We start from the raw sequence: 20,105 nt of genomic DNA on the forward strand, positions 1-20,105 counted from the left end.
TACACTTTGTTTTACCCAAGACACTTCAATAAGTAATTTTTGCCCATGTATTTAATTTTCGATACCGAAACTACTGGATTACCTAAAAGTTGGAACGCCCCAATAACCGATACCGATAACTGGCCAAGAGCCATACAAATTGCATGGCAATTACACGATGAATTAGGAAACTTAATTGAACACAACGATTTTTTAATTCAACCCGAGGGATTTAATATTCCGTATGATGCTGAACGAATTCATGGAATTTCAACCGACTTAGCTATCGAACAAGGAATTCAGTTAAGTGAGGGGTTAGAATTATTCAATAACGCATTACAAAAAACTAAATTTATTGTTGGTCAAAATGTTGGTTTTGATGTCAACATTATGGGGTGTGAGTTTCATCGTTTAGGTGTTGAAAATAATTTAACAGAGTTACCTGTTTTAGATACTTGTACCGAGCATACAGCACAATTATGTCAAATTCCTGGTGGTCGTGGAGGGAAATTTAAACTTCCAACTCTTACCGAATTACACAATCATTTATTCGGAACTGGTTTTGGAGAAGCTCACAATGCAACCGCCGATGTAGAAGCAACTACAAGATGTTTCTTAGAATTAATTCGTTTACGTCAATATACAGAAGAACAGTTAGATGTTTCTTCTGATTATTTCCAACGTTATACAGAAGTAAATCCAAACCCGATACAAGTAATCGGACTTACTCACTTAAATCTAAAAAAAGAAAGTGATAAAATCCGAAAAAGAAAATCTTCAGAAACAGAAGAGGCTAATACTATTTCTACCGCAGAAGGATTAGCTGAACTTGAAGGTGTTAAGTTTGCTCATTTACACAACCATACACAATATTCTGTTTTACAGTCTACTATTCAAATTGGTAATATTGTAAATGCTGCTGCTAAGGACAATATGTCTGCAGTTGCCATGACCGACACTGGTAACATGATGGCTGCTTTTCATTTTGTACAAGCTATACTAGGTCATAACAAAGCAGCTGAAGCAGCAAACAAAGAGGCTATAGAAAAAGGAGAAGAACCTACACAAAGTATTTTAAAGCCTATCGTAGGTTGTGAATTCAATATTTGTGAAGATCATACTAACAAAAGTCAAAAAGATAACGGGTATCAAGTTGTTTTACTTGCTAAAAATAAAAAAGGATACCACAACTTAGCAAAAATGTCTTCTATTGCGTTTGTTGATGGTTTTTATTACGTTCCAAGAATTGACAAAAAAATTATCGAGCAATACAAAGAAGATGTAATTGTATTAACAGGGAATTTATATGGTGAAGTTCCTAGTAAAATATTAAATGTAGGTGAAGCTCAAGCAGAAGAGGCGTTACTTTGGTGGAAAGAACAATTCGGAGATGATTTATACATTGAATTGATGCGCCACGGGCAAGAAGATGAAAGAGTTGTAAATGAAACTCTTCTTTCGTTCTCAAAAAAGCATGATATTAAAATTGTTGCTACTAATAATACTTTTTACTTAGATAAAGAAGATGCTAACGCACATGATATTTTATTATGTGTAAAAGATGGTGAAAAACAAGCAACACCTAAAGGTAGAGGAAGAGGATATCGTTATGGGTTACCTAACGATGAATACTATTTCAAATCTACTGAAGAGATGAAAAAACTCTTTGCCGATTTACCTGAAGCCATTATTAACATTCAAGAAATTGTAGATAAGATAGAACCTTTTGGCTTAGCACGTGATGTATTATTACCTGCTTTCGATATTCCTGAAGAGTTTAGAGATGAAAAAGATCTTGAAGATGGAGGAAAAAGAGGTGAAAATAATTTTTTACGTCATTTGACTTATGAAGGAGCCAAAAAACGTTACGGAGAAATTACCGACAAAATCCGAGAGCGTTTAGATTTTGAGCTTGATGTAATTGCCAAAACAGGATATCCAGGATATTTCTTGATTGTAGAAGATTTTATTCGAGAAGCCCGAAACATGGATGTGTCAGTAGGTCCAGGACGTGGTTCTGCAGCTGGTTCAGTAGTTGCTTATTGTTTGTGGATTACCAATATAGATCCTATTCAGTACGATTTACTTTTTGAGCGTTTCTTAAATCCTGAACGTGTATCGATGCCCGATATTGATATTGACTTTGATGATGAAGGTCGTAGCCGTGTAATGGATTATGTAATTGAAAAATATGGTGCTAATCAAGTAGCACAAATTATTACCTACGGTACTATGGCTGCTAAATCATCTGTACGTGATACTGCTCGTGTACTTGATTTACCACTGTTTGAAGCTGATAGAATTGCCAAATTAATTCCAGGAATGAAGTTGAAGAAAATCTTTTCTTTAGATGAGAAAGGATTAAAAGAAAAGCTTCGTTCTGAAGAAATTGAAATGGTAAATGAGCTAAAAGCTATTGCTAATGGTAATGGACTGGAAGCTGAAACTATTAACAAAGCTCGAATTTTAGAAGGTTCAGTTCGTAATACTGGAATTCACGCTTGTGGTGTAATTATTACTCCTGATGATATTACCAAATTCGTACCTGTATCTGTTGCAAAAGATTCTGACATGTACGTTACTCAGTTTGACAACTCGGTAGTAGAAAGTGCTGGATTATTAAAAATGGATTTCTTAGGGTTAAAAACATTAACCCTAATCAAGGATACGGTAAAAATTGTAAAAGCACGTCATGGAGTAGAACTCGACCCAGAGAATTTCCCTATTGATGATGAGGAAACTTATGCGCTTTTCCAACGTGGAGAAACTGTAGGTATATTCCAATACGAATCTCCTGGGATGCAAAAATATATGCGTGAATTAAAACCTACGGTGTTTGCCGACTTAATTGCAATGAACGCACTGTATCGTCCGGGTCCTTTAGAATACATTCCTTCTTTCATTAGAAGAAAACATGGGGATGAAGAAATTCAGTACGACCTTCCTGCTATGGAAGAATATTTAGCAGAGACCTATGGAATTACAGTATATCAAGAGCAAGTAATGTTACTTTCTCAAAAGTTAGCTGATTTTACCAAAGGTGAAGCCGATGTACTTCGTAAAGCAATGGGTAAAAAGCAAGCTGCAGTACTTGCTAAAATGAAACCTAAGTTTGTTAATCAAGCAAAAGCCAATGGTCATGATGAAAAAGCACTAGAAAAGATTTGGAAAGACTGGGAAGCTTTCGCATCCTATGCCTTTAACAAATCTCACTCTACTTGTTATGCTTGGATTGCCTATCAAACGGCTTATTTAAAAGCCCACTACCCTGCAGAATACATGGCAGCAGTACTTTCCAATAACATGAACGATATTAAAACAGTCTCGTTTTTTATGGAGGAATGTAAACGTATGGGGTTAGAGGTATTGGGTCCAGATGTAAATGAATCGTATGCTAAATTCTCTGTAAATAAAGATGGAGCTGTTCGTTTTGGTATGGCAGCAATTAAAGGTGTAGGTGGTTCTGCTGTTAAAGCAATTATTGATGAACGCAAAGAAAATGGACATTACACTTCTATTTTTGATGTAGCCAAACGTGTTGATTTACGTGTTGCTAACAAAAAAGCTTTTGAAGGTTTAGTATTAGCTGGTGGTTTTGATTCCTTTACTGAAACCCATAGGGCTCAGTATTATGTGAAAGATGAAAAAGGACAAACTTTTTTAGAAAAGGCTATTCGCTTTGGGAATAAGTTTCAAGAAAATCAGAATTCATCTCAGGTTTCTTTGTTTGGAGAAGCTTCGGAAGTTGATTTACCAGAACCTTTAATTCCTGAATGTGAAACATGGGGAACTATGGAATTGTTAGCTCGTGAAAAGGAAGTAGTAGGAATGTACATTTCTGCACATCCACTTGATGATTTTAAAAACGAACTAAAATTCTGCAATGCTTCTCTAGCGCATTTTAAAAACATCGCTCAATATGAAGGTTTAGGGCTTTCTTTTGCTGGAATTGTTACTGATGTACAACATCGTGTATCAAAAGCAGGTAAAGGGTGGGCTGCTTTTACAATGGAAGATTATAACGATAGTTTTGAATTCCGAATTTTTGGTGAAGATTACTTAAAGTTTAAACACTTTTTGGTTCCAAATTCATTCCTATTTATCAAAACTACTATCAAACCTGGTTGGACTAATAAAGAAGGTGTGAAAGGTGAGCCTAGAGTTGGATTTAATGAGTTTTTACTATTACATGATATTATGGATAAAATGTGTAAAAAACTCACTATCAAAATTCCTCTACAAGAAGTAAAAGATAACACCATAAAAGAGCTACAACATCTGTTTGCTACTAACAAAGGCTCACAAAGTTTGTATTTTACCATTTGGGATGGCGAAGAAAAAATAGAGTTAAACTTACCTAGTAGAACAACTAAAATTAAAGTGTCTAGTGAGTTTTTAAAAGCCTTAGATGAACAGTTTATAAATTATAAGTTGAATTAATAACCAAAATGCTACCTATTTATCAAAACAGTATCGATCTATTAACAAATGTGGCTAACCAAAAGTTATATAAACAACTTATAATTCAACTTAACAAAGATTTTAGTTTAACTGGAATTGATTTAGATTTTTCTGTAAATAATGCTCCTTCAGAGTTAAAAGAAAAGCTCCAAAAGTCAGTAAAGGAATTAATTTTACATGATTTTAATTCTTATACCAACCTTTTATATCGTATAGATGTTTCTGAAAAAGACACACAAATTGTTAACTCAACAAATATCGATGCATATATAGAGAATGTTACTTTTTTGATTTTAAAAAGAGTTTGGAAAAAGGTTTGGTTTAAAAATCAGTTTTCCAAATAAAACTTTAGGCTATAATTTCTTCTATAATGGCATCCAAGTTATGAGTTTCTTCAAAATCTCCTAACCAAGTTGCTGTTTCTTCGTGATCTAAAAAACTATTCAATGCTTCCCTAACAACTATTCTGTTTTGTTGTGGTAAATTTTCTACAACTTCTGTTAAATTACTTAATAAATGCTTTGGAGAAGTATTTTCTTCATATAACTTAAATGCTATTTTACCAGTGATATCTAAAAACTTTACATAATTTGCCTTTGTAGTAATAGGTGTATTTATTCCTAATTTTTCAAAAACTTCTTTTACCACTCCTGAAGTTTGTCTTCCCCATATACCATCCACCAAAATTTCTTCTTTATAAATATATTTCAACACTAATTGCAAATACAATGTTTCAGATTTTGATGTTTCATTGTAATCAACAGGAACACTGATATCTACATGCCAATGGTCTTTATGGTTCGGATAGTAATAGTTTAATACAATTCCAAAATGCTTTCTTAAAAAAGATTCTATCCCTAAATACAGTTCTTTTTGATGTATAAAATTAGCGGTTACCAACGTTTCATTACTCCAAAAAACAGCATCTATATCAAATGCTTTTCCATGTCCGTGCTGCCCTGGTTTGTCTACAAAAATCCCTGCTGTTGTAATCACTTCGGGAATTCCTAATGGACAGTTATTAAAAACCTCTTGAAAAGCATTTTCTAATACACCCAAAAAACTTTCTTCAATTAAAAAATTACGTTGTTCACCCCTTGTTCCATAAGGATGATTAGTTAATCGTGCATAATGCAAAGGAATATCATTTATTTGATTGATTGTTTTCATTACTGCTCTTTTTAAAGTTTGATATTAATTGTTTTTCCTTCTTTGGTATACTCTCTCTTTACTCCTTCTAAAATATATTGTCTCTGTATTTTATTTTCTTTATTCGCTATTGTCTTTAAACATGCATATTGAACCGCATTTACAATATTAGCTCCAGTTATATTGAACTTTTTTGCTAATTCCTCTATCGTAATTTCCTTTTCTAACTCTATGTTTTTAGGCAAATTATTTTTCCACAACATTAACCTTTCATCATAGTTTGGTGCTTCGAACTCAATAATATTATTAAAACGACGAGTAAATGCGGTATCTATATTGTTCTTAAAGTTGGAAGCTAGAATTATGAGCCCTGGGTGCATCTCTATTCGTTGTAACAGATACGATACTTCTTGATTTGCATACTTATCGTGAGCATCTCTCACATTGGTACGTTTTCCAAAAATTGAATCTGCTTCATCAAAGAATAATATCCAATCTTTATTAATAGACTTGTCGAATAGTTTGGATAAATTTTTCTCTGTTTCTCCAATATATTTTGACACTACCATTGACAAATCTACTCTATACACATCTTTACCTGTATGTTTTCCTAACAAACCTGCAGTTAATGTTTTTCCTGTTCCTGGCGCCCCACAAAACAATACACGATATCCTGGTTTTATTTTTGAAGACATCCCCCAATCGTTCATCAATATTTCTTTATAGGCTAGCCAACTTTCAATCTCTTTTACATCGTTTAATGTTTTTTCTTGTAATACTAAATCTTCCCAGTCTAAATCTGTAGTAATTAAGCTAGCTGGAAAGTCTTGACTTAATTGTGGTTTTAGTTTTTTTCCTGTTAAAAAAAAGTACATATACTCCTCTGAAAGAATTAATTTTCCACTCATTTGTGGTTCTCCATAAGGAACTTTTTCTATCTCAATTACAGCTTTTCTAATTAGTTTGCTCTCGCACAATATGAAGTTTGACATCTGCTTACGCTCTTCAATATCATTTCCTGCTAATATGTACAAAGCTGTCTCTACTGTAGGAATAATTCCTCTATGGTTTTTCCCTTTTACTCCTCCAAACTCAGGTAGTTCACCTCCATTGGGTAAAAAATCTGAAATAATAGTACTGTAAAAATTAGGTAAAACATGAGGTATTATACTTAAGAGTAATAATATTTTATCAGAATACTTTAGTTTATTATCTCGAATGAAAGAAGCTACATAAGAATCATTTTTTTCAAAACTCATATCTAGTTTTAAAAAATCATTACCATGAAATTCTGAAGACAATCTAGCATAAATTATTTCTTTTAAAAAAGAAATTGCTTGTTGTAAATCTGCTTTTGTTTCTATATTATTAACCAATGTATTCATAACTCTCTAAGTTTAATTTTAAGTTGAAAAAGAGTTTTACTCTATTCCAAAAGGTTTTAAATCCAATTTGATGTGAGGTAGTATTTTTGGTAAAAACCGTTTCATTAATTCGAAATATTCTGACTTCTCTTTAAATAAATATATTAGCTGCCAATAATGGAGTGCTTTAGCTTGATATGCAAGATTTAAATATTCTTCTATGGTAATTTTCATATTATAAATAGCGTTTGCATCTGTATGAACTATCCATATATTATCTACTATTTTATTTCCTTCTTTTTTTAAACAGGCTGTTACACTCCAACAGATATCAAAAGGATAAAAATCATCTTGATTTTCTTCCAATTTGGATAATGTATAGTAATATCCTTGCTCTTTACAAAAAATCGGATTAAATACATCTTCTACTTTAGTTATATTTATAAATCCACTTAAATACTCATGTACAACACTCCAATCGTAATTATTTTCGAAGTATTTTTCTTTTAAATACTTATTTTCTTTAAACTGTTTTGTATTTTCTTCTGTATTCTGTAACTCCCACAAAAGTTCTAACTTTGATGTTTGCTCATAAAAATCAATTAAACCTTTAGGTATATCCAATTGAATATTCTCTATTTTGTGAGAAGGCAACGCGTATGTTACTGGTGTTTTTATACTAACTCCATGTTCAAAAGCATAACCAACCTCTTCTAACATTTTAAATAAAAACAATTCTTTGATGTTAATCATATTCTAAAACATTTGTATTAATTAAATTATTAAACTTAGTAAAGGCAGCCATAAATGCATCTTGATTAGTATATAGTGCCGAAACAACAGATCTTACCTGTACTATATTTTGGTATCCTCCTGATGGTCTTCCACTAACTAACCTGTCAAAAAAACCTGATAAACCTGTTCCATTACTACCTCCTTCGGCTAGAGCTTTTGAATTCAAAGCTCCAGAACTTGACTCATTTATTGTAACTTTTACACTTGTTGTTGGAGGTGCTTGGGTAAACCTTTTTGTTTTTGTAGGACTTTCTGGTAAATTCGTCTCTGTATTATAAGGTCCAAAACTCATTACCACTATAGTTGGTATATCTTCAAATACACCTGTATTACCATAAGAAACATCTACATTGTAGTAAATAACTTGATTATTGTCCCAAACTGCTTCTTTAGCAAAATGTTCTACTTGATTCTCCATGTCTCTTAAATTCATATCTCTAGTCCCTGGAAAAAGATTTTCTCTAGTCCCTGGTCCATGTAATCTATGATTCAACATATGAGCTCTTACCCACGCCCCACTTCTTCTCAAAGAAACTGGAATATTAGTCCATCCTTGTGGGTCTTGCGTAGGCGTAGATCCTCTAGTATTCCCCGGTATTTTAGATAATGGCGCTGCTCTTAATATATATGCTCTACCCTTACTGTCTGTTTCAAAAGAAACTCGAGAAATTGGGAGTTCAATTGTATGCTCAAGAACACCTATTATTACTAAATCAGCAGCTATGTTAGTTAAATTTGTCACTATTAAATTATATGCACTTCTTATCGGTTCATTACCATGACCTGCTGTGTAAGCATTATCTACTGCTCTTTTATAAGCACCAATATTGGTTCCTAATACTCTTTTCTCATTGAACAAGTTTTCTATTGCTCTCGACTTAGCTTCATATTCTGAATCAGATTCACGATTTTCGTGAATCTCTTGTCTCTTATCATTAAGTAGTCCGTTTAAAGTTTGTTTTTCACTATAAACATTAATTTCTACCCTTTCTATTGTTCCTTCTATTTTTAACGTGTGGCCTCCATCTACGTTAATAGATTTAGACATACCTATTATACTTTCTACTGCTTCTGAGTTTGTATTTCCTCCATTCTCTTCAACTCCTTGTTCATCAGAACTACTTGATTTTATTTTACCCGTTTCCGTTTTACTTTCATTCCCATAATCAATAAAATAATCCCAAGTATTACCTCCGTCTACAACTCTTACATTCTCAATAACAAGATGTTCTCTTTTCCATAATTGTAACATAGAATCTGCAGCAGATTCTTCCATAGTCCCATCTTCATTAGCAGCACGACTCTCTTTTCTTCTCAAATCTTGTAAAGCTTCTTCTAGTATTCTCAAACGTTCCGCCTCACTCATTAATGGTATTTGTAATAAATGTCTTCCATTATTTTCTTCTCCATGTTCTACATAAATAGCTACTCTTTCAGCTTCTTCGTTTCTGGTTTGAATTCTACGGATACCATATCTGCGTTTCACCGTATTGATTTTATCTTCTACTACTCCAATAGTAGGTTTCGGATTGGCATTTTCCATTTGAGACAATTCATCTAAAGCACGCATATATTTTTGCTCTTCTGAAAGATTGCTTAAATCTTCTTCTCTTCTTCCTGGTGGTAATCCTTCTCCTTCTCCTGTAATTTCAGGATTTTCATTTTGACTGCTATTAGGATTTTCTCCTTGCCATTCTCCATCAGGATTTGATTCACTATCACCCATCGTTCGTGGAGGTGGATCCGCCATCACATCAGCTGTAAACTTGTCTGGATCAAACTCTACAGGAGACATTTTTAATTCTGGTGGCTCTTCTCCTCCAACTAACCAATCTACATCAGCTCCAATACCTATGCTGTCTCCTATTGGGTACTGCACTTCTCCTAATGGGAATTCTTCTCTACCATCAGGTGCTGGTGACCACCAAGGGCTATCCAATTCATAAAATAAGGCTCCTGATAGTTGTAAAAACAACTGAGCAGCTGCTTCAAAATGCCCTTTTAATCTTGATTCTCCTACTTTTCCTCCTTCTGGAGAAGCTTCTTCTTTATATTCAAAAGTTGGTGTCGCTTCTGCATAGGCTCTTAACCCTGCTGCTGCTGTAACATTTACCCCTGCTTTTACATCGTGCCCTATCAACGTAACCCCCACTCCTGCCTCTGCTTCTAAACCAAGTACTGCAAAAGCATTGATTCCTAACGTTCCTGTAATGCTAAACTCTTGTAATACGGATGGATCTGTAGAATAAGTTCCTGTAAAACCAACATTTTTAAGTACTAAAGGTCCAAAACCAGCATTGGCAAACATTCCTATACTTGCAAATAAAAATACTTGTCCTACCAATGGTATACCATATCCTGCTCTTATTTCAACTTGGAAAATATCTACTTTCTTACCGCGTTGCTCCATCAGCTCAATCTCATCTGGAACCACTATTTCGCCTACAATGGTTACGTGTCCTTCATTATCAATTCCTATTTTAGCAGTCCCTTCTAACCATGGTGTAATGGTTGCTTGTACCTCACCCCAGCCAGCTAAAACTTGGTTATCTTTTGTTTTTGGAACGGGTGCTTGCTCTTGAGCTGGAGCTTCTGCTTCTTGATCCATACTTTCTACCCCTAACGCAGCATGCATCATTTGCCTAGATCGAGTTGCATCGGTTACCAACAAGGTAATTTCTCCAGAGAATTTATCTGAATTCATTCTACCTGTACCTTGAATAGTTACTGCACCATCATCGTATTCTATAGTTAAGGAAGCACTTACATTCGCTATATCAGCAGCAATATTAGCTTGTCCACTTAACTTTCCATCGGCTCCTCTTGCTACATTAAACTCTCCAGAAGCCAAACCAGCAATATCTACGGTAGAATTAAGCTCAAAACTTAAATTAGAATCTGTAATTCCTAAACTACCTGTAGCTTCTATATAGCCATCTATATTTGCTGATAAATTGTTTGCTCTAAAGTTTAACCCACCATTTTCAAATCTGTTTTCTAAGCCTTCTGCAACTTCAATAGGACTCAAGCCTAAAAAGCTCATTGCCTCAAGATTTTCATTAATTTTATGGATAATCCCTAGTGCATCCCTAGTAAAAACGTTCTCTCCTGTTCGAATACTTAAAAAACCCGTGGTATTTTGTTCTTCTCCAAACCTATTTAATACTAATACAGGAAATACACCAGCATCTCTCAAAGGATTTAAAAACGACATTCCACGGACATCTAAATGATTATTTCTTCTCCTATTTGAAAGTTCAAATTTTTGTGATTCTCCTTCTGCTGGTCTTCCTAACTTTTTGATTTTAATCGTTCCTTCGAATTGTGTTCCTATTTTAACATTTACATCAAAATTTCGTGTTCTTGATTCTTGTTCTATATACGCTAACCAATCATCAGACAACTGTAATCCATTCGTGATATCTACTGCTTCGGTAGGAGCTACTAAAGTTACGGTAGCTGTTTCTCCTTCTGATTTTTGAACACTATTTGAAGTAGGTGATGCTCCTTGCTGTACTGTATGAGTTAACTCGTGTGCTAACAAATGTTTTCCAGATTCAGAAGTTGGATTGTATTTTCCTTCGTTAAAATAAATATTATTCCCGTTGGTAAATGCTTCAGAACCCAACTCCCTATTCATTTGAACGGCATTGCTATCGTTATGAACACGCACACCACTAAAATCCGCTCCAAAACCCGATTCCATTTCATTTCTAGTATCTGTACCTAACGGAATTCCTCCTCCTTTTGAGTTACTCAAATTACTTTCTAATGAAGAGTTTTCATCTCCACCTGACATTTGTAATTGTTGAATTTCTTCTTCCTCTTTTTCCTGAATGTCTTCCTCTTCTTTTTCTTGAATATCTTCTTCAGTTTGTTGCTGAATCCCCTCTCCTACAGATGGTATTTCTGATGCCTCTTTTTTTGTTTGAACTTCCTCTTCGGGAGATTTCTGCACATCTTCCTCTTCTTTTTGTTGTAATTCTTCTTCTTGCTTTTGAAGATTATCATCTGATTTTAATTGTACTACAGGGCTTATGGAGTCAACTAAAGGTTTTTGCTGAATTTCTTGCCCGTTTGATTCTTGTTTTTGAACCTCTTCTTCGTTTTTCTTTTGAACAGTTGGTGCGAAAAAAGAGTTTGGAGTTTCTTTTCCCTTAGCTACTATTTCGTCAGCAGCTTTATCTGCCTCAACCTCATATTTATCACCTGGTTTCCCAACATTTAATTTAGGTTGAATAAAGCTCCCTCCTCCATTTGGTTTCGAAGAAGTTGGCTTTGTTGTATGCTGGATCTTTGGTGAAAACATATTTTTATCTAGTTTGTCTTTTTAAATTTTTAGGTAATATTATTTTTTATGTCCTTACACTTACATCCCCTTGTAAAACACAATGTGGATTAGTATTGGGGACATGAAATGTAATATAGTAAGTCCCATCTGGCAAACTACTCCAATTAGCTGTATTTGATCGAGTTACAGAGAATGTTTTTTCGTCATAACTGGAATCATATATTATTCCTTTTTCATGTAAAACAACCCAATAATTCCCTGAACCACAATTACCTGCACCTCTATCCCATTGTGCATTACTTGTCAAAGTCACACTACCATTTGAGACCTGAAATTCTCGCGACTTTAAATATCTATGTCTAATAGATATAGTACTGTTAAACCCTCCTGATCCTCCTGATTGCTTCTGTATTGTTTTTGTTTGTTGAATTGTATGTGTTAACTCGTGCGCTAACAAATGTTTTCCTTCTTTGGAGTTTGGATTGTATTTTCCTTCGTTAAAATAAATATCGTTTCCATGAGTAAACGCTTGTGCTCCTATTTCTTGACTCATTTGTGCTGCTTCTGAATCGTTGTGAATGTTTACATGGTTAAAATCAGCTCCAAAACCTGACTCCATTTCACTTCTGGTTTGTCCATCCATTTTTTGGCCTCCTTTTCCTCCTCTTAATTTACCTTCAAATGAAGTAGAATTATTTGTTGAACTGCTATTTTCTGATTTTGATTGTACCACTTCCTCTTCTTCTTGTTTTTGTACTTGTTCTTCTTTTTCACAATCGTCACACTTGGCTTGTACTGCTTCTTCCTCTTCTTTGCTTTGTACCGCTTCTTCTTCCTCCATCTTTTGAACGGGTTGTTCTTCTTCTGACGCTTCTACTTTTTGTACAAGAGAGCTTACTTCAGAAGCTAATGGTTTTTGCTGAATCTCTTCTTCATTTTCTTTTTTTTGTATTGAATTAACTTCATTATTATTTCCTACAACTTTATCAGCCATTTTATCTGCTTCAACTTCATATTGATCTCCTTTTTTTCCAAACGCTAGCTTTGGTTGAATAAACAAATCCTTTTTTTTATCCTTTGCTTGAACGTTATTAGCTTCTGGTTTTTTATCTCTTTTAAACATGACTTCTAAAGTTTTAATTATATTTTACCAATTCGTAAAGATTAATTCCTTCATCCAAGGAAGTTTACATAAACTTAAATTCCATGGTAATTTGGTATCTAATAAGATATCTTGTGTTTTTCTTTCAACTGTTAGCGTAGGATTATCCTTAGTTAAGTCTAGCTTTCCTTCTCTTTGTAAATACTCATTACGCAATAGGTCATTTGAAGAGTTTTTTAAAATTGACCAATTTTGAAGTACTGCGCTTAACAATTCTTCTGACTTTTCTTTAAGCTCATCACTCAATACTATATTTCTTTCAATAGAACTTTGTATTGGTAGGTTGCACAAAAACTTTTCGAAAATTAAATTGTTTTCAAACTGTTGTTCTTTTTTAGTTGCTACATAATGTAGTAAATGAACTGCTTCATTAGGCTTGATAATTTTATTCTCTTTATCTAAAAAACCACATGAATTGAAAAACTGTTTTAAAAAGGGGTGTAATAAAATTAATCCAGCGTTTCTTATAAGATGTGATTTAGGCTCACTTACAACTTCTTTTTTACTTGAGAAAGTGTTTTTTAACGCTTCTTGATGTCTCCTTTTATATTCAGCTCTCTTTTGGTCGTCAGTAATTTTCTCCGTTTTTAAGTTTACTCCTTTACCTTCATAAGGATTCTTACTTTTCGCTTGCATTTTTATTCTTAATTCTTCTTTTACTTCTTTACTTTTTTCTTTTGATGATGTTTTCTTCTTTAAGACTTCTTTTTTGTTTTGTTTATCTACTTTTTCAGGAGTTTTTTGTGAATTAGATTTACTTGATTCATTCTTTGGAAGAGTTAATTCTTCTGCTTTGTTTTGATTTTTTTTGACCCCTACTTCATCTAGTTTATCAATACTTACATTTGATTTTTTTTCTTCTTTTTTACCTATAAACTCTTTATTGACAACCTCAATACTACTTCCTTCTTTTTTCTCTTTTAACCCTTTCTGTTCTTTACTATTAAACTGACTTCTAAATATTCTTTCTTGAGAAGTTAGCTCTTGTAAAAATTGAGTTAGATTTTTTGAAGAATTAAAAGCCTTTGTACTTTTGCATATCTCTATTTCTTCTTGAACTTCATTTACTACTCTTGAAAAATCACCGTTAATTGTCGCTTTGATAAAAAACTCCCACACGCTGTTCTTTATCTCATAATTCTTAAAATCAAACTTTTTGATCGTTGATAGGAAAGCCTCATACCCCTCTGGTTTATTGAAAACTCCTAAGAACAGTATTTGTAATTCTTCAGATTTAAACTGCTGAATCAATCGGTTCTTTTGAGTTGGGTTTCTCAAAGACTTTAAAAAACGTTCTTCAAAAAATTGGCTTTCAGTTATTTCAAACAATATCTTTTTTGTAAAACTTTTCTCTTCTTTTTGATTCCACCAAGCTGTTGTACCGTTTTCTAAAAAGTGAAAAAAGGTATTTAATTTAGATTCTGATGTAGTAACCTTTTTTATAGCTACCTCATGTAGTTCTGGAGCTTTGAAAATTGCTTTTAGCTTTGTTATAAGTTGTTCTTTTATTTCTCTCTTTGTACTGCTATCGTTTATAGATTTATTACTACTTGATATCTCTACTTCAATATTCACATTTTCTACTTGTTGAATACACAACTCATTGTCAACCTCCTGAGAGTTAAAGTATTTTTCAATTTCTGGAAATACTTCTTCTTGTAAAAAACTCTCTATAGAGTTTTTATACTCATCAGCTACTTTTTTACTTTTCGTATTTACCTCAACAAATACTTTTTGAACGGTATGTTCTTTGGCAATCATTATACGGTTTGTATTAAGTTTTCTTTTATAAACTTAGAAATGTATTCGGCTTGAATTTCTACTGAACATTTTCTTAAAAACTCTAATAAAGCTTCTTCTTTTTTTATTTGTCCTTCAGTAAACCCTGTATTAATTTCTGCCAATAAATCTTGAATATCTTGTCTGATTTCATCTGACTCTAAAACTGTTTGTTTTTGACAATGAAGAATATTAAAGAATAATCTTACCTGTGCTTTATAATATTTTACAAGTAAAGTTCTGTTATCAGTATCCTGTAAAGAAAGCATCCATGTATTATTTAATAAATCTAAAAACAGTTCAGTTAATTGATTGTTGTTTTCTCCCATTAAATAAGAGTTACTTTCATCGTCTATTATTTTTGTATATACATCATTTGTAGGAACTACTACAGTCATGTTAACCTTACTCCCAACAACTCCATCATTCATACTAAATTTATTCAATCTATAGTAATTGTCTATTTCTCCTTTTGTTATTTCCTCACAGGTTTTATCTTGTATTTTCCCTATTTCTATAACTTCTGTTGATGTGTTCTCTCCACACTTACTTGCTACCGTTAAAGAGACTTTTACTAAGTCTCCATCAAAATTGCTTAGGTCTTCTGTTATTGTTGTTCTATTTATTTGAGGTTCTCTTTCAACTCCATTAATTACCCAAACATACTTGTCTCCTTTTTCTGAAGTATTTGTTAATGATAATATTCTAGTTTCTGGATCAAAACTATGAGTAAAGCTTGCTTGTGGTGTTGCTGTTAAATTAATAGTCTGTGTAACAAAAGTTCCTACAAGACTTATACTTACAGTACCTGAATCTGTTAATCCTGAATTGGCTGGTACAAACTCCCATAATTTTATTTCTTCATTAAACTTTACATTTCCACCTGTAAGTTGCACCCCTTCAAATTGTGGTCTTACTACAACAGGATAAGATTCTTTATCACTTAAGCAAAAAGTGGTATTTGGTAAGCTTATTGTAAATTCAGGGAAGGTTATATTCTTTGTAAAATCTGCTTTAGAAAAACATCCGTTGCCATCAGTAACTATTAACTTTATTGTGTATGAATTCCCAACACCTTCTTTTACTAGTAACTGGGGATTAAACAACTCTGTCTCCGACTCAATGTTATTTACACTCCAATTGAATTTTAATCCTTCTGGTTTTACATCTTCTGGAAGTATTGCCTCGAAAGCTGCTTCATAGAACAACTGTCCGTCTTTCCATATATATCTTGATTCGCTTCGTTCTGTAATGCTTATTTGTTTCACTTCATGAATCGTGATTCGCGCATTGGTGGGTTGTCCGTCTTCTAAAAACTCAATGGTTTGATCGTAGCTTTTAAAAGTGGCTACATCAATTACCAATTCATTATTTTCAATGGTTACTCCTTCAATAGTACCTCCTGCTATGGTTATGGTTCCGTTTACATTGGTAAATGGAATTCTTGCCTCCTCTTCTTTACCAAAATCCAAGCAATATTTTGGTCGTATGGCTAGTTCTGATGGTGTTAGCGTATCAAATTTTATGGGTTTTATAGGGACTTCTTTTGAGCATGGACCCAATGAAATTGTTAATGCCGGGGTTACCTCATTGTTTATATCATCAATTGGCAATATATATTTCTGAAAGACTTTATTGTTTATTGGCGTACGTTCTACTCTTGTACCATCTCCCATGAAATCCCAAGAATACTTGATACTTGCAAAGAAATCAGTATTAACAAAATCAGTGTCTTTCCAATGCAACACATATGTTACTCTTGCTTGTGATTTATCATCATTATATTCTATAGGTTGTTCTACTTCAACCAACAACTCTAATGCTGGATATACAATAAGTTCACAATCGGTAGGTTCATCGTTTACTGTAAACTTCATAGGTTTACCTAATAGACTTTTGTCAATTTTAGTAACATCTATTTTCCATTTTTCATCTTCTGGATCTTTAAACACTCCAGTTGTTACTCCTTCTGGAGCAATTGCTTTCACTTCTCCATCCACAGGTCTCACAGTAAAAATTAAAGGTTCAATTACAGTCTCTTTTTTCAAACATATAGTACTTACTGGTAAACTTAAAAATGGTGGTTCTTTAGGGATTATGAAATTTACTGGTGCACAGTCTGAACAACACATATAGGGCAAAGAAAAATCTGCTACTACTGTATTTTTTAGTGTTTCGTTTTCACTAATCACTTCATTTTCGTCAAAATATAAACGTTTGGTAGTTTCTAAAACAATAGGATTATAGATCTGGAAAAAGTATTCGCCTTTAGGTACTAAATGATCTTTGATAGTAATACGCATCCCTACAGAACCATCTTTATACATTGTAGTTTCTTCTGCATTAAGAATTTTAGATACACCTGCTCTAAACCAAGTTCTGTTTAAGAACGCTGTAAAATTGCTTACTGTTTCGACTAATGTTTTTCCTACTAAAACAACGTCTTGTTCAGAAAACAATCTATTTTCTAAGTTAAAGTAACTTCTATCTACAAATGAAAAATTAATACTTGAGCTTTTATCCCATAAATTAATAACTCCACCATTTTTGTATAATGTTTCTTTATCTAATAAGATTTCTTTTGAAGCTGAAAATTCATCTTTTATAATCCCTGTATCTGATAATATAGGCTGATTTTTAAATACAACATCTAACACTACATTATCAAATGTATTTTTATCTGCTGCGTTTTCTGTTACGTATACCATTACAAAGGTTCCTCCTGGAACAACTCCTGCTTTATGTTCAAGACCTGGGTGTTGTTTTACAAACTCTGAAAGCTGAATTCTTTCTAAAATTTTTTTCGTCCTTTTATCTATTTCTGCAAGTAATGTTTCTAACTTTTTTCCAGAGCAACAAACAATTGATAACTGGTTAATTAATAGGCCTAAAATCTGTTTGGTTGATAACTCTAATGAAGTACTGTTATACTTTGCTTGTAGTTTTTTTACCTTTTTACATAGTTCTGCTATGGTTAGTTTATAATTCGTTAATACAAGGCTATCAATATCTCTTATATGTAATGGAATTTTTGTATCTAAAATGTACGTGTGTACTAACGTTTCAGTAAGATCTGTTAAAATAAAATCACTCAACGTTGGTTCTTCCTTCCAGACTTCTTTTTCTTTTAAGAATTCCGTTTCTCTATTTAACTCGTAAATAATATCGCTTGCTGATCCGTCTTTGTTTTTATCAATTACTCGGTCAATCAAAAAACCTATCGAATCTTCCTCTTTTGTTAAACTCTCTTTAACTATATTTTCTTCCTCTAAAAATCTATTATATTCTTTGGTTCCGATATCATACTTGTATGTAAAATCTTCTTTAACACTTGCCTCTTTAGAAAGTAAATCCATTCTACTTACGTATTCTTTTACTAATGGAATTTCTTCTTTTATGAGATCTCTTTCTAAAACATTTATTTTGTCTTTATAATTAACTACACTATCTACTACTGTATTAACTTTTGGATTAGTTAATTTGAATGCTGAAAATGTTTTACTTACTTCTGATAAAATGCAATTCTGTTCAGCTCTCCATGCGTTCAACAACATTTTTAAGTCTTCAAATTCACATTCGTAATTATTTATATTTATTTTTTGTTCAACTGCATTAATAGAAAGTGTTTTAACATCAAAACTTAACCCGTTGTCTTTTTTAAGTTTTAAGATTTTTGCTAAGGCATCTCTATACATTTTTCCTTGATGTCCTTCAATTCTGTAAAAATCATTTTTATCAATATTGTATGATAATGGTTTTTGAATTGCTAAGGAGTTTGAAAGGTTCTCTTTATGATAACTTAAGTTTTGATTTGCTCTGTAGTTTTTTGTTTTGTTAAAGTCCCAATTCTTTAAAAACTGTGAAGAAACATTGTAATAAAAAGGAATTGCTTTATCGCTTAAAGGAGTATGTGCTTGTGATGGCGTGATAATAACTTCTTCAGACTTTGTTTTTCCTATATAACTATTCACCATTGCAATTGCTCTATTAATTAACAATTGTACTTTTTGAAGGTTTTCATTTTCATGACCTACAATAGTTGATTTATAAAATCGGTGACGTAATTCTGGATAATCTTCTGTTTGTTTCAATTTTCCCAGCATGATATGCTTTGGAAAAGCACCTATGTTTGGACAACAGTTTACGTTTATGTGAAGAAGTAGTTCTTTAATCTCATTGTAAGTATCTAGCAAGTCTTTTATAACATCATATCGATATTGAAAATCTAATGGAACAGCCAAAGAACTAAAACTAAATAATGATTTTATTTTAGTAGCTATTGAGGGTTTTTGAAACTTTGAAAATATAGCATCAAATCCTTTTATTAAATCTACACTAACACTTTCATCTTTAACAACATTATCAAACTGTGCTTTTAATTCTGTAAATGTTTGTGTGTTATTTTCATTTAATACGACTCTTTTTGCTTCTACAATAGGTAACTCGTCATTAATTTTATACCAATTATGCTTTAAAAATATAGTATCCTTTGTTGTAATTGCTTCTAAATCTTCAACGCTAATAAGTAATACTCGCAGCTTATTAATTTGTTCGATACCTTGATTATCACATGTCAACTTACTACACAATTCATCTTCATTCGAGTACTGCTCTAAGTACAACAAAACAGCCATTTTTTGTATCTCAGGAAACTCAACTAAATTGGTGTGCGACTCATCTTCTTCCGTATGTAATTCCCATAAGTTGTACTGTTTTTCTTGAGAATCTTTAAAACGCTCATAATTACCATCAGTGTCTTCAAACTTTTTATAGAATGAAAATGTTTTTGATTGTAAATTTTCTTCTATTAAATCAAAAAACTGAACTAAATCTCCATCAGTAGTTACCGAAGTTCCTTGCGTTATTTCAATACTTGTAACAGCAGCTTTATCTATAGTAAACTGAGGAGTTACTTTAAAACCACAAACCAGACCAACACCACTCAAACCTAACCTCGATAAACGGTTTTGATCATCGAAATAATCAATAAATGTGTTTAATTGTGTTTCTGTTAATACTTGATTGGCATTAAACTTACTATATTCAGTTGTAATTTCTTTTAGTTTTAGGTTAGTCGTTTCCATACGTATTATGTTTTGGCTGTGTTAATAAATAAACACGTACT

Annotated in this window: 9 protein-coding genes; 2 read left to right on the forward strand and 7 right to left on the reverse strand. The window is 32.7% G+C overall.

The window, feature by feature from the left end:
- Nucleotides 1–45: 45 nt before the first annotated feature.
- Complete coding sequence (gene dnaE / locus ACKTTR_RS13710; RefSeq protein WP_408028377.1) at nucleotides 46–4,419, forward strand: DNA polymerase III subunit alpha; 4,374 nt, start codon at nucleotides 46–48, stop codon at nucleotides 4,417–4,419.
- Nucleotides 4,420–4,427: 8 nt separating this feature from the next.
- Nucleotides 4,428–4,784: a hypothetical protein gene (locus ACKTTR_RS13715; RefSeq protein ID WP_408028378.1), complete on the forward strand. Its 357-nt coding sequence runs from the start codon at nucleotides 4,428–4,430 to the stop codon at nucleotides 4,782–4,784.
- A gap of 4 nt (nucleotides 4,785–4,788) precedes the next feature.
- On the opposite strand, the gene ACKTTR_RS13720 is transcribed toward ACKTTR_RS13715, so the two are convergent.
- Genes ACKTTR_RS13720 through ACKTTR_RS13750 form a run of 7 tightly spaced genes read right to left on the reverse strand, consistent with a single transcriptional unit; the run spans nucleotide 4,789 to nucleotide 20,064 of the window.
- Entirely contained in the window at nucleotides 4,789–5,610 is an 822-nt protein-coding gene (locus tag ACKTTR_RS13720; protein ID WP_408028379.1) for a hypothetical protein, read from the reverse strand.
- Between the two features lie 11 nt (nucleotides 5,611–5,621).
- Nucleotides 5,622–6,974 (reverse strand): ATP-binding protein, encoded by a 1,353-nt coding sequence (locus ACKTTR_RS13725; protein WP_408028380.1) that lies wholly within the window; start codon nucleotides 6,972–6,974, stop codon nucleotides 5,622–5,624.
- Nucleotides 6,975–7,010: 36 nt separating this feature from the next.
- Nucleotides 7,011–7,706, reverse strand: coding sequence for a hypothetical protein (locus ACKTTR_RS13730; protein WP_408028381.1), 696 nt, complete (start codon nucleotides 7,704–7,706; stop codon nucleotides 7,011–7,013).
- A complete protein-coding gene (locus tag ACKTTR_RS13735; RefSeq protein WP_408028382.1) occupies nucleotides 7,699–12,057 on the reverse strand; it encodes an eCIS core domain-containing protein in 4,359 nt (1,452 codons plus the stop codon). Before ACKTTR_RS13735 ends, ACKTTR_RS13730 begins: the two co-directional genes overlap by 8 nt.
- Nucleotides 12,058–12,103: 46 nt before the next feature.
- Nucleotides 12,104–13,162 carry an eCIS core domain-containing protein gene (locus ACKTTR_RS13740; RefSeq protein WP_408028383.1) on the reverse strand — a complete coding sequence of 353 codons (1,059 nt, stop codon included), beginning with the start codon at nucleotides 13,160–13,162 and terminating at the stop codon, nucleotides 12,104–12,106.
- A 24-nt stretch (nucleotides 13,163–13,186) separates the two neighbouring features.
- Complete coding sequence (locus ACKTTR_RS13745) at nucleotides 13,187–14,962, reverse strand: contractile injection system tape measure protein (RefSeq protein WP_408028384.1); 1,776 nt, start codon at nucleotides 14,960–14,962, stop codon at nucleotides 13,187–13,189.
- The gene (locus ACKTTR_RS13750; RefSeq protein ID WP_408028385.1) at nucleotides 14,962–20,064 is read right to left on the reverse strand and encodes a hypothetical protein; all 5,103 of its coding nucleotides are present in this window, start codon (nucleotides 20,062–20,064) and stop codon (nucleotides 14,962–14,964) included. The genes ACKTTR_RS13745 and ACKTTR_RS13750 overlap by 1 nt, the downstream gene beginning before the upstream one ends.
- Nucleotides 20,065–20,105: the final 41 nt, after the last annotated feature.

The sequence above is a fragment of the Tenacibaculum litoreum genome, from assembly GCF_964513915.1.
Classification (GTDB): Bacteria; Bacteroidota; Bacteroidia; order Flavobacteriales; family Flavobacteriaceae; genus Polaribacter; species Polaribacter litoreum.